The sequence below is a fragment of the Glycomyces sp. NRRL B-16210 genome, from assembly GCF_000719515.1.
In the GTDB taxonomy this organism is placed as follows: domain Bacteria; phylum Actinomycetota; class Actinomycetes; order Mycobacteriales; family Micromonosporaceae; genus Glycomyces.
The window spans coordinates 258,227-269,371 of the sequence record NZ_JOGR01000004.1 but is presented as its reverse complement, the minus strand read 5'-3'; the positions used below and the strand labels follow the sequence as shown (position 1 = coordinate 269,371).

Here is an 11,145-nt window from a genome sequence, read left to right as displayed (position 1 = left end):
TTTTCTTGCCCTCGAACCGTCTCGGGTCCGCCGAGACCCCGCCCGCCCTCGAATGACTGCCCTCCAGTGCAGCTCCGGCGCCCGCTCCCCAGATCCGGGGGAGCGGGCACCGGCCTTCCCGGGACGCCTGCGCCCGCCGGTACATTGCCCCCATGAATGATTTCGACGAGCAGGGCCGCCCCGAGCCGCCCGTCTCCGGGGACGAGGCCGCCACCCTCCTGGGCTTCCTCGACTTCCAGCGCGCCACCCTCGCCTGGAAGGTCGCCGGGCTCGACGCCGAGGCCTACCGGCGGACCGTCGGCGCCTCGACCATGACGCTCGGCGGGATGCTCAAGCACCTCGCCCTCGTCGAGACCAGCTGGTTCTCCGAGTTCCTGTTCGACAGGCCCCTCGGGGAGCCGTGGGCCTCGGTGGACTGGAAGGCCGACCACGACTGGGACTGGCACTCGGCGGCCGAGGACTCGCCCGAGGAGCTGCTGGCCCTGTGGCACGCCGCCGTCGAGTCCGCCCGCGCGCACGTCACCGAGGCGCTGGAGGACGGCGACCTCGGCCGCCCCGCCGCCCGCGCCTGGGCCGACGGCCGCCGCCCGACGCTGCGCTGGATCCTGGTCCACATGATCGAGGAGTACGCGCGCCACAACGGCCACGCCGACCTGATCCGCGAATCGATCGACGGCGCGACCGGCGAATAGGACGGCACCAATTGGACTAATCCGATGGAAGGACTCGGAAATACAGCTCACAACCGTTCGGACCGCCCATAAGTGATAAAGGCATACGCGAGGCCTTCTCGCAGAGAGACAACTGCGCTACGGTACGTGTGAATCCCCGCCCCCAATGGCCCCCATGCCAACGGAGAGAGGACACTCCATGCGCCGCACCACCCCCCGGCTGCGAATCGCCAACGCGTTGACCGCACCGGCCTCCCGCGCCCGCCGCAACCCCGACAAGGTGTTCGACAGGTTCCTCGCCGCGGAGCGGTCCGATTTGGATGGTGCGGTGATCGACGAGGGCGACGAGCGCTTCCTGGAGGACTTGCGGACCTTCCTGCGAATGATCGCCGCGGTCGACGACCTGAGCGGGGTCGGCTGGCTCTCGGTGCACGGCATGGTGCGCAACCGCATCCACAACCTCTTCCACGTCCGCCGCCTCCAGGCGCGGTATCCGGAGATACGCAAGGAGCGGATCGAGGCGCCGGTCTTCGTGATCGGCCTGCCGCGCACCGCGACCACGCTGACCCACAAGATCCTCGCGAACGCCCAGGGCGGGCGCGGACCGTACATGTGGGAGATGGACAACATCGGCCTGGCGCGTCCGGAGGACGAGGAGGCGCGGCTGCGCCGCGAGACCCAGAAGCGCCTCGACCAGATCCTGACGCTCAGCCCCTCGTGGGGGCGCATCCACCCCGTGCGCGCCGACTGGGTCGAGGAGGTCTACTTCCTGCTCAACCAGAGCCGCCTGCACAACACCATGGCGCCCATGCCGGAGTACGTCGCTTTCCTGCGCGAGTACGACGCCCGGGCCGACTACCGCTTCGTGCGCGACGCGCTCCAGGTCCTCCAGTTCCAGCGCCCGACCCCGCGGTGGATGCTCAAGCACCCCGACTGCCTGGGCGAGACCGCCGCGATCCACGACGTGTTCCCCGACGCGAAGTTCGTGTGGACCCACCGCGACCCGCACACCGTCATGGGCTCGATGTGCTCGATGGCCGAGTCGCTGGCCTACCTGCACCTCAAGCCGAAGGCCGTCGACCCGCACGCGATCGGCCGGATCTGGCTCGACATCCTGCCGGAGATGGTCGAGCGGGCCCGGCGCCACCGCACCGCGATGCCCCGCGAGGCCACGGTGGACGTCGCCTACCACGCGATGATGGCCGACCCGTTCAGGCACGTGCCCGAGCTGTTCGAGCAGCTCGACCTCAAGTGGACCGACCGCGACGAGCGCAACCTCGAAGAGGCCCTCAACCGGCCCCGCGACCAGCGCGGCCACGAGTACTCGATGGTCCACTACGGCCTGGAGCCGGGCATGATCGACAAGGCGTTCGGCGACTACGGCATGTTCGTGGACAACCTCAACGTGACCTCGAGGCGCTGAGCCCGCGTGCCTCAGCCGGCGAAGTCGAGGCCCGTGAGCGCGACGCCGCGGAACGCCGCGAGGCGCTCGGCCTCGGCTTCGACGGCCTTGCGTTCGGCGGCGGCGAGCGGGCGCCAGGGCTCGACGGCGACGGTGAACCGCTTCCCGGACTTGCGCGGGCGCCACAGCGCGGCGATGTCGCCGTCGACGAGGACCGCGCCGGGGCGCCCGAGGACCGGCCACAGCCGCTTCCTCCGCTCGGGGTCCTCCACCAGGACCGCCCGGTCGCGGGCCTGGAGGAACAGGTCGTAGGGGCCGAGCAGCCTGGTCCCGGCCGCATCCGCCCCGCGCAGTGCGGCCTCGTCTCCGGCGAGGATCCAGCGGGCGCCGGCCTCGGTCGCCACCTCGATCGCGTCGCCCGGCCAGTGGGCCTTGAGCTCCTTGACCGGCGTGTCGAGGTATTCGGCGACCTCCTTGACCGTCGCGGGGCCGCACAGGTGCAGGTAGGCCCGGACCGGGTCGAGCCGGTCCTCAAACGTTTCGGCGGGGGAGAGGCCGGGAACCGGGCGCAGCACCGGCGGTGAGGTGCGCGGCTCGAGTTCGAGTCCGGCCCGCACCGCCGCGAGACGGAACGGCTGCTCGTAGAGGTGCACCGTGTCGCAGGGCCGGCAGAAGCGCTGGTAGGGCTCGGGCATGACCTCGTGCAGGCGGCCCGAGACCTCGCCTTTGGCCATCGGCTCGGTCACGATCGCCCGCATCCGGGCGGCGACGGCGTCGAGCGCTTCGAGGATCGGGATGCCCGCGGCCTTGAGGGGCTTGGCGGCGTCGAAGATCCGCTTGGCCGCGTCGGCGTCCGACCACGGGGCGACCGCCGCCGCCACCTGCGGCAGGTCCGAGCGCCGGTAGCAGTGCGGCGCGCCGCGCAGCGTCCACAGCCACACCAGTTCCCGCTCCACGGCCGGGTCCGCTCCGGCCTTTGCGGCCTCGACGCCGCGGATGGCCAGCGCCCACAGCGCCCCGTCGGGCCCGGTCTCCTGCGCGCCGAGGTCGAGGACCGACGTGTCGCCGAGGTCCCCGCGTTCGCGGTCGAGCTGCTGGACGTGCGTGCGGTACCGGGCGATGCGGCGGCGGTCGATCATGCCCTCACGGTAGCTCCGGCGGCCGACATCCGGGCCCGCGCGGCGGATCGGGGCCCGGCGGGAGGAGGTCCGGGAGACGATGAATCCGGGGCCGCGGCCTCGTCTGAAGGGCATGAGTCCGATACTCCCGGAAGGCACGACGACATGACCACCGACGAACGCACCGCGCCCGCCGAAGCCCGGCCCGGCCGCGCCTTGAACATCATCCTCTGGATCATCCAGGTCTTCCTCGGCGTGTTCATGATCGCCGCCTCGGCGGGGCCGAAGCTGATCGGCCACGAGTCGGCCGCCGAGGGCTTCGACCTCATCGGCTGGGGCGACTGGTTCATGTACGCGATCGGCGTCGTGGAGCTGCTCGGCGGGGTCGGCCTGCTGGTGGCCCGTCTGTCGGGCCTGGCGGCGATCGGCCTGAGCCTGCTCATGGTCGGCGCGGCGATCTTCAACGCCACGGTCCTCGACTACCCGGTGGCGACCCCGCTGGTCCTGCTGGTGTTCTTCCTGTTCATCGCCTGGGGCCGCCGGTACCAGACGCTGCGGTTCTTCGAGCGCGGGTTCAGCCGCTAGTAGCTGAACGAGAAAGGGGCCGGTGGCATCGCCACCGGCCCCTTTGGCGTGGAAGAAGGGGCCGCCCCAGGTTGCAGGCTTGGGCGGCCCCTTCAATGGGAGTGCTGTCTAGGCGCCGGCCTGGAGGGCGCGGCGGCGGGTGAGGACCATGACGGCGACGCCCGCGATCAGGAGCGCCGCGGCCGCGGCCAGGACGATCGTGAGCGGGGAGCCGGTGGTCGGGAGCTTCGGCGAACCGGCGCCGGCGGGCTTGGTCGGGTTGTCGGCGTTGCCGCCGGGGTTCCCGCCCGGGTTGCCGGTGGGCTCGCAGGTGGTGTCGGGGGCGCCCGCGAGTTCGACCGTGAAGCTCACGGCGTCGAGGTCGCTGCCCTCGGGGTAGAAGCCGCCGAAGAAGTCGACGCCCGCGGCGGCGACGGTGGCGGGGGCGCCGTCGACGGTGATCGCGCCGCCGGTCACGGCGAGCTCGTCCACCGAGACGTTCGCGATGAGGTCGGCGCCGGAGTACACGGCCAGGCCGCCGTCGACGCTCTTGACGCTCAGGTCGGCCAGGTCGAGGTCGAGTTCGCCGTCGTGGCCGTAGAAGTTCACGCCGCCTTCGAAGGAGGCGTCGAGCGCGCAGGTCTCGGCGGTGAAGGCGCCCGAGGCGTTCGGGAAGCGGTAGGTCCCGTCGGCGTTCTCGGTGGCCGGGGCGAGCAGGGTGATCTCGCCGTGCGCGATCGGGCCGGTGATGTAGTTGCGGAAGGACTCCTTGACGCCCCAGTCGGCTTCGCCGCCGGTCACGTCGTAGACGGTGGCCGGCGTGCCGGTCGGCTCGTCGGTGGTGGGCTCGTCCGTGGTGTCGTCGTCGGTGGGCGTGTCCGTGGTCGGCGGGTCGACCGGGACCTCCTCAAGGCCGGCGACGATCGAGACGGGGTCGAGTTCCGTTCCGGCCGAGTAGAACCCGGCGAACGCCGTGGCGCCGTCCTCGGTGAGGACGGCCGGGGCGCCGTCGAGCTGCGCGACGCCGCCCGACACCTGCCACGGCGAGGCGCTGTAGTCGAAGGTGGCGAACTCGACGCCCTCGGCGAGGACGCCCGAGGTGGTCACGTCCACGTAGATCGTGCCGGTCTGGCTCGCGTCGTCGGCGGTGAACGCGAAGTTCTCGAACAGCAGGTCGAGTTCGCCGTCGTGGCCGTAGAAGTAGACGCTGCCGTCGGTCTCGGCCGCGTAGGTCCCGGCGTCCAGGTCGGCCGCGCCCTCGGCGCCGCCGAAGGTGAAGCTGCCGTCGCCGTTCTGCGTCGCGCCGCCGCCGAGGGTGATCGAGCCGTGCGCGATCGGGCTGACGATGTAGTTGCGGAACGACTGCTTGATGCCCCAGGAGAGGGAGCCGTCGACGATGTCGTGCTGGCCGGTCTCCTGGGCGTGGGCCGGGGAGGCGGCGAGGCCGACGGCGACGCCGGCGCCGACCGCGAGGGCGGCGAGCCCCGCGAGGCGTTTGCGGGTGGAGGACTTCATGGGTGCTATTTCTCCTTGTCTGCTTCCGTGTCCTCGGGCGAGGACTCGGCGGGCGGGGCGGTGGGGCCGTCCTGCCCGTTCTCCGCGGGGGTGGCGGTCTCGGAGGGGGTGGGCTCCGAAGTCGGTGCCGAAGCGGCCGGTTCCGAGGCCTCGTCGGCGTCGGGGTCGGTCCGCTTGCGGCGCTTGAGTGCGATGACCGCGGCGGCGGCGCCCATGACGAGCACCAGCGCGGCCGGGACGATCCAGATCAGCGGGTTCGCGCCGTCCTCGTCGGCCGCGGCGGCCGGGGCCGGCTCGGTCGAGGCGGCGGGCGTCGGCTCGTCGGGGTCCGAGCCGAGGTCCGGCAGGACCGGGAGCGCGGCGTCCTCGGTGAGCGGGACGGCGATGGTGAGCGGGTCCATCGGGTCGCCGGCCTGGTAGTAGCCGCCGAACACGGGCACGGCCGCTTCGGTGAGCGTGGTCGGGACCGCTTCGGCGAGCAGGAGGTCGTCGGCCTCGGTCAGTTCGGCCTCGAAGGACACCAGGTCGATCCGTTCGCCGTCGATCTCGGCGGAGAGGACTCCGGCGCCGCCGGTCGCGGTGACGGCCGGGTCGGTGATCGCGAGGTCCACATTCGTCCCGGTGAAGGCGACCGTGCCCTTGTAGGACAGTTCGTAGTCGGTGGTCGTGGCGGTGCCGGCGCCTTCGGGGAAGCGGAAGACCGCGCCGCCGTCGGCCGCGCCGTCCGCGACGGTCCACGAGCCTTCGGCGATGTTCCCCGAGACGTACTCGCGCCAGGAGGTGCGCACGCCCCAGTCGAGGATCGCGCCGCCGACCGTGTCGTCTTCGGCCTCGGGGGCTTCGGTGGCCGCTTCGGTCGTCTGCTCCGGTTCGGGCTGGGAGGCGACCACGTCGGCGGAGAAGGACACGGGGTTGAGCGCCTGGCCCGCCTCGTAGTAGCCGGCGAACGCGGTGGCGCCGTTGGCGGTCAGGGTCGCGGAGGCGCCGCTGACCGAGACGGTGCCGCCCGAGGCGCTGAGCGAGGCGCCGCTGAGCGAGGCCATGTCGGTCCGCGAGCCGTTGACGTACACGTACAGCGTTCCCGAGGAGCCGGAGTACTCGACCGAGGGGTTGGCGAAGGTCACGTCGAGTTCGCCGTCGTGGCCCCAGAAGTAGACCCAGCCGCGGTAGTCGATCGTCGCGGTGCCGCCGTCGTAGGAGCCCGAGGCCGAGTGGAACCGGTAGGCGCCGTTCGCGGTGGAGGCCCCGTCGCCGGTCTGCACCGAGCCCTGGGCGATGGGCCCGGTGATGTAGTTGCGGAAGGACTCCTTGACGCCCCAGTCGAGTCGGCCGCCCGAGAGGTCCTCGGCGCCGGCGGGCGAGGCCCACAGCAGGAGCGAGGCGACCATCGCGGTCGCCACGAACAGCGCTCGTGTGACGCGGGCGGTGGCGTGGGGCATGGCGGGGGACCTCCGTATTCAGGTTCGGTGGAGGCAAGGCTAACCTAAGTTGAGGCACACTCGCAAAGGGGGTGCTAAGAATTGTTAGCGAAGCCTAACCTAGGCTCGATCGGCATCCCCGAGGAACGAACTGGAGACCGCCGTGCGCAGACGCCGCCCCCGTCGGATCACCCGCGCCACCGCCGCGCTGCTGGGCACCACCGTGCTCCTCGCGCTCTCCGCTTGCGGCGGAGCCGAAGCCGACGGAGCCGACGCCGCCGAGGCGGCCGTCGACCGGATCGAGCCGATCGCCGAGGACGTCGACCCGGTCCTGCCGTCCTCCGTCACCGACGCCACCGGCGCGGTGATCGACATCGCCTCGGCCGAGTCGATCGTGCCGCTGTCGGGCGCGCTCTCGGAGATCGTGTTCACCCTCGGCCTGGGCGACCGCGTCGTCGCCCGCGACATCACCGCCACCTTCGAGCAGGCCGCCGACCTCCCCGTCGTCAGCCACGGCCACGACATCTCCGCCGAAGGCGTCCTGTCGCTCCAGCCCGACCTCATCCTCGCCGAGACCAGCTCGGGCCCCCAGACCGCGCTCGACCAGATCACCGCCGCCGGCGTGCCCATCGTCGTGTTCGAACCGGCCTCCGGCATCGACTCGGCGGCCCAGCGCATCGCCGCCGTCGCGGCGGTGCTCGGCGTCCCCGACCTCGGCGAGCAGCTCATCGACCAGACCATGGCGAGCATCGCGGCGGCCACCGAGGGCATCGACCTCTCCGACCCGCCCGAAGTCGCCTTCCTCTACCTGCGCGGCTCGGCCTCGGTCTACATGATCGGCGGGAGCGAATCCGGAGCGACCTCGCTCATCGAGGCCGCCGGCGGCATCGACGCCGGGGCCGCGGCCCTCGAAGGCTCCTTCATCGAACTCACCCCCGAAGCGCTCGCGGCCGCCGCGCCCGACGTGATCCTGGTGATGGACAAGGGACTCGAATCCGTCGGCGGCATCGAGGGCCTCCTGGAGATCCCCGGCGTCGCCCAGACCCCGGCGGGGGAGAACGAGCGGATCGCCCACCTGCCCGACGGCATCATGCTCAACTACGGGCCCCGCACCGGCGACGTCGTCGCCGATCTCGCCCAGCAGCTCCACGGCACCGCCGAATGACGGCCGTCGCGCAGCGGCGCACCGCCGCGGACCGATCCGAGCCGTCCGAGGAGGAGCCCCGGCCGCGCCGGCGCTGGGCCGTGCCCACCCTGGTCGGCTTCGGCCTCGCCGCCGTCCTCGCCCTCGGCGTGCTCGTCTCGGCCTCCAACGGCGCCTTCGCGATCACCCTGGGCGACATCCTCTCCTCGATCGGCCACCGGATCGGCCTCGGCGGCGCCCCGGTCGAGGGCACCGGCGAGAGCGTCCTGTGGAACATCCGCTTCCCGCGGGTCGTCCTCGGCGTGCTCGTCGGCGGCTGCCTCGCCTGCGCCGGCGCGCTCATGCAGGGCATGTTCGGCAACCCGCTCGCCGAGCCCGGCGTCATCGGCGTCAGCTCCGGCGCGGCCGTGGGCGCGGTCGCCGCGATCGCCTTCGGCCTCACCTTCGCCGGGAACTGGACGATCCCGCTGTGCGCCTTCGTCGCCGGGCTCTTCACCGTCTCGGTCGTCTACCTGCTCTCCCGCTCGGGCGGGCGCACCGAAGTGGTGACGCTCGTGCTCACCGGCGTCGCCGTCAACGGCCTCGCCGGGGCCCTGATCGGCATCTTCATCTTCTACGCCGACAACGACGAGATCACCGCGATCACCTTCTGGCAGATGGGCAGTCTCTCGCAGGCGACCTGGCCGAAGATCCTCGCCGTCGCCCCGCTCGCGGCCCTGGGCCTGTTCGCCGCGCCCGCCTTCGCCCGCCGCCTCGACCTGCTCGCCCTGGGCGAGAGACCCGCCCGCCACCTCGGCGTCGACGTCGAGCGGATGCGCCTGCAACTGGTCGTCATCGTCGCGCTCCTCACCGCGGCCGCCGTCGCGGTCTCCGGCGTCGTCGGCTTCATCGGACTGGTGGTGCCCCACCTCATCCGCATGGCCACCGGTCCAGGGCACCGGACCCTCCTGCCGCTGTCCACCATGGCCGGCGCCGCGGCGATCGTCTGGGCCGACCTGGCCTCGCGCACCATCGCCGCCCCCGCCGAGATCCCCCTCGGCATCCTCACCGCGCTCGTCGGCAGCCCGTTCTTCTTCTGGCTGCTGCGCCGCACCCGACGCCGCCAAGGAGGCTGGGCCTGATGCGACTGCGCTCCCTCCTCCCGCGACCCCGCTCGCTCGCCCCGCGCCCGCCCGACCACGCCGACCCCGGCCCCGTCCCGGCCGTCCCCGCCGCCGTCACCGGACTCGGCGTCACCCTCGGCGGCAAGCAGGTCCTGCGCGGCATCGACCTCGACGTGCGCGCCGGCGAGGTCCTCAGCCTCGTGGGCCCCAACGGCGCCGGCAAGTCCACACTGCTCGCCGCGCTCTCAGGCGACCTCGACGCCCGAGACGGCGAGGTCGCCCTCTGGGACCGCCCCATCGACGACTGGACCCCGCTCGACATCGCACGCCGCCGCGCCGTGCTCCCGCAGGCCCACCGCGTCTCCTTCCCGTTCAACGTCCGCGACGTCGTCGAGATGGGCCGCGCCCCCTGGACCGGCACCGGCCGCGGCGCCGAAGACGAGGAACGCGTCGCCGACGCCCTCGCCCTCACCGAGGCCGACGAGTTCGCCGACCGCGCCTTCACCTCCCTCTCCGGCGGCGAGCAGGCCCGCGTCATGCTCGCCCGCGTCGTCGCCCAGGACGCCGGACTGGTCCTGCTCGACGAGCCCACCGCCGCACTCGACCTGCGCCACCAGGAACTGGTCGGCAGGCTGTGCCGCGAACTCGCCGCCGAAGGCCGCGCCGTCGTGATCGTCCTCCACGACCTCGACCTCGCCGCCGCCTACTCCGACCGCAGCGCCATCCTCGCCGAGGGCCGCATCGCCGCCTGCGGCACACCCGCCCAGGTCTACACCGCCGAACGCCTCGGCGAGGTCTACCGCCAACCGGTCACCGTGGAGCACGACCCCGGCACCGGCGCCCCCAAGGTCACCCCCGTCCGATGAACCCGCCCCGAACCCCCGGAGGCGTGCCGGGCCACGGACCCCGCGCCGGTCTGCTAGACATCTTCCATGGCTGACAAACCCGGACTGCCCTTCGGCAGAAGTCTCGCGCAGAGCCCGCCCCTGACCGCCGGGATCCTCCTGGGACTGGGCCTGGCGGTCGCCTACGCCCTCATCTGGTCCATCCAGGAGCTGAGCACCTTCCTCACGGCCCTCATCGTCGCGTCGTTCCTCGCCGTGGGGCTCCAACGGGTCATCGCCACGATGACCAACCGCGGCATGCCGCGCTGGCTCGCCATGACGATCCTGTTCACCGGCCTCGCCCTGGTCTTCTGCGGCGGCATCGCCGCCATCATCCCCGCCCTGGTCAAGGAGACCACCGAGTTCGTCGAGAACGTGCCCGGCTACTACCAGTCGCTCATGGACTCCGACCTCGCCGCGCGCTTCGGCGGCGAATCGGGACTCCTCGAACGGCTCCAGAACGCCATGACCTCCGAGAACATCACCACGGCCCTCGGCGGCGTCGCCGGCGGCGCCGCCTCGGCCGCGACCGGCGTCGTCTGGACCATCACCACGGCCCTGCTCACCGTGTTCATCCTCGCCTCCTACAACCAGCTGCGCCAGGGCGTCATCCGCCTCATCGCCGCCTCCAAGCGCGAGAAGGCCGACCGCATCCTCAGCGGCATCCTCCGCCAGATCGGCGCCTACCTCATCGGCGCGCTCGCCATCGGCGCCCTCGCCGGCATCTCCGCCTGGATCTTCATGGCCATCGCCGGCATCCCCTACGGCGCGCTCCTGGCCATCCTCGTCGCGCTCCTCGACCTCATCCCGCAGATCGGCGCGACCATCGGCGCGGTCATCGTCACCCTCGTGGCGCTCGCCGTCTCGCCCATGACCGCCGTCGCCTCGGTCATCTTCTTCATCGCCTACCAGCAGGTCGAGAACTGGGTCATCTACCCCACGGTCATGCGCAGCGCCGTCAAGGTCTCCAACCTCGCCGCGATCGTGGCGGTCCTGGTGGGCGGCACCCTCTTCGGCGTCGTCGGCATCGTCCTGTCCGTCCCGATCTACGCCGCGATCCGCCTCATCGGCAAGGAACTCGTGCAACCGCGCCTCGACAACTCCTGACGCCCGAGACGACCACCGCATACGCACGCGAAGAGGCCGGCGGCGCATACCCGCGCGCGCCACCGGCCTCGGCTCACCGCCAGCATAGAGACCCCGCACCATCGCCTCCGCACGCGCCCGAACCGACCGCGAAAGCCGCCCGGACGGCGGTTGCCGAAGCGCTTTCGGCGGCCGTAAGCTTGGGCGGTTTCGCCACCCCAGCGCCCCGAGAGGACCCGC

At 72.1% G+C, this 11,145-nt stretch carries 10 protein-coding genes; 7 read left to right on the top strand and 3 right to left on the bottom strand.

Going from position 1 to position 11,145, the window contains the following annotated elements; translation table 11 throughout:
• Window positions 1-152 precede the first annotated feature (152 nt).
• Together IF12_RS0107660 and IF12_RS0107655 are read left to right on the top strand one after the other, a co-directional pair.
• Window positions 153-692, top strand: a complete 540-nt coding sequence (locus IF12_RS0107660; protein ID WP_030156465.1) for a DinB family protein — start codon at window positions 153-155, stop codon at window positions 690-692.
• Between the two features lie 178 nt (window positions 693-870).
• A complete protein-coding gene (locus IF12_RS0107655) occupies window positions 871-2,094 on the top strand; it encodes a sulfotransferase (RefSeq protein ID WP_051704094.1) in 1,224 nt (407 codons plus the stop codon).
• Window positions 2,095-2,105: 11 nt separating this feature from the next.
• Here IF12_RS0107655 and IF12_RS0107650 read toward each other — a convergent pair whose 3' ends face one another.
• The gene (locus tag IF12_RS0107650; protein ID WP_030156460.1) at window positions 2,106-3,212 is read right to left on the bottom strand and encodes a winged helix DNA-binding domain-containing protein; all 1,107 of its coding nucleotides are present in this window, start codon (window positions 3,210-3,212) and stop codon (window positions 2,106-2,108) included.
• Window positions 3,213-3,356: 144 nt separating this feature from the next.
• On the opposite strand from IF12_RS0107650, the gene IF12_RS0107645 reads away from it, so the two are divergent.
• On the top strand, window positions 3,357-3,776 hold the full coding sequence (locus IF12_RS0107645) for a DoxX family protein (protein ID WP_030156458.1): 420 nt from the start codon (window positions 3,357-3,359) through the stop codon (window positions 3,774-3,776).
• A 108-nt stretch (window positions 3,777-3,884) separates the two neighbouring features.
• Here IF12_RS0107645 and IF12_RS0107640 read toward each other — a convergent pair whose 3' ends face one another.
• Together IF12_RS0107640 and IF12_RS0107635 are read right to left on the bottom strand one after the other, a co-directional pair.
• Window positions 3,885-5,270, bottom strand: coding sequence for an HtaA domain-containing protein (locus IF12_RS0107640; RefSeq protein WP_030156455.1), 1,386 nt, complete (start codon window positions 5,268-5,270; stop codon window positions 3,885-3,887).
• Window positions 5,271-5,275: 5 nt separating this feature from the next.
• Window positions 5,276-6,709, bottom strand: a complete 1,434-nt coding sequence (locus IF12_RS0107635) for an HtaA domain-containing protein (protein WP_051704093.1) — start codon at window positions 6,707-6,709, stop codon at window positions 5,276-5,278.
• Between the two features lie 142 nt (window positions 6,710-6,851).
• On the opposite strand from IF12_RS0107635, the gene IF12_RS0107630 reads away from it, so the two are divergent.
• The 4 genes from IF12_RS0107630 (at window position 6,852) to IF12_RS0107615 (ending at window position 10,926) form a co-directional block, all read left to right on the top strand.
• Window positions 6,852-7,853 carry a hemin ABC transporter substrate-binding protein gene (locus IF12_RS0107630; RefSeq protein ID WP_035748599.1) on the top strand — a complete coding sequence of 334 codons (1,002 nt, stop codon included), beginning with the start codon at window positions 6,852-6,854 and terminating at the stop codon, window positions 7,851-7,853.
• A complete protein-coding gene (locus IF12_RS0107625) occupies window positions 7,850-8,953 on the top strand; it encodes an iron ABC transporter permease (RefSeq protein ID WP_051704092.1) in 1,104 nt (367 codons plus the stop codon). The genes IF12_RS0107630 and IF12_RS0107625 overlap by 4 nt, the downstream gene beginning before the upstream one ends.
• Window positions 8,953-9,801, top strand: a complete 849-nt coding sequence (locus IF12_RS0107620) for a heme ABC transporter ATP-binding protein (protein ID WP_030156446.1) — start codon at window positions 8,953-8,955, stop codon at window positions 9,799-9,801. Before IF12_RS0107625 ends, IF12_RS0107620 begins: the two co-directional genes overlap by 1 nt.
• A gap of 66 nt (window positions 9,802-9,867) precedes the next feature.
• The gene (locus IF12_RS0107615; protein WP_051704091.1) at window positions 9,868-10,926 is read left to right on the top strand and encodes an AI-2E family transporter; all 1,059 of its coding nucleotides are present in this window, start codon (window positions 9,868-9,870) and stop codon (window positions 10,924-10,926) included.
• Window positions 10,927-11,145 lie beyond the last annotated feature (219 nt).

Coding starts and splice junctions, on each gene's coding strand:
- IF12_RS0107660 (WP_030156465.1), top strand. CDS start 153: ATGAATGATTTCGACGAGCAGGGCCGCCCCGAGCCGCCCGTCTCCGGG.
- IF12_RS0107655 (WP_051704094.1), top strand. CDS start 871: ATGCGCCGCACCACCCCCCGGCTGCGAATCGCCAACGCGTTGACCGCA.
- IF12_RS0107650 (WP_030156460.1), bottom strand. CDS start 3,212: ATGATCGACCGCCGCCGCATCGCCCGGTACCGCACGCACGTCCAGCAG.
- IF12_RS0107645 (WP_030156458.1), top strand. CDS start 3,357: ATGACCACCGACGAACGCACCGCGCCCGCCGAAGCCCGGCCCGGCCGC.
- IF12_RS0107640 (WP_030156455.1), bottom strand. CDS start 5,270: ATGAAGTCCTCCACCCGCAAACGCCTCGCGGGGCTCGCCGCCCTCGCG.
- IF12_RS0107635 (WP_051704093.1), bottom strand. CDS start 6,709: ATGCCCCACGCCACCGCCCGCGTCACACGAGCGCTGTTCGTGGCGACC.
- IF12_RS0107625 (WP_051704092.1), top strand. CDS start 7,850: ATGACGGCCGTCGCGCAGCGGCGCACCGCCGCGGACCGATCCGAGCCG.
- IF12_RS0107620 (WP_030156446.1), top strand. CDS start 8,953: ATGCGACTGCGCTCCCTCCTCCCGCGACCCCGCTCGCTCGCCCCGCGC.
- IF12_RS0107615 (WP_051704091.1), top strand. CDS start 9,868: ATGGCTGACAAACCCGGACTGCCCTTCGGCAGAAGTCTCGCGCAGAGC.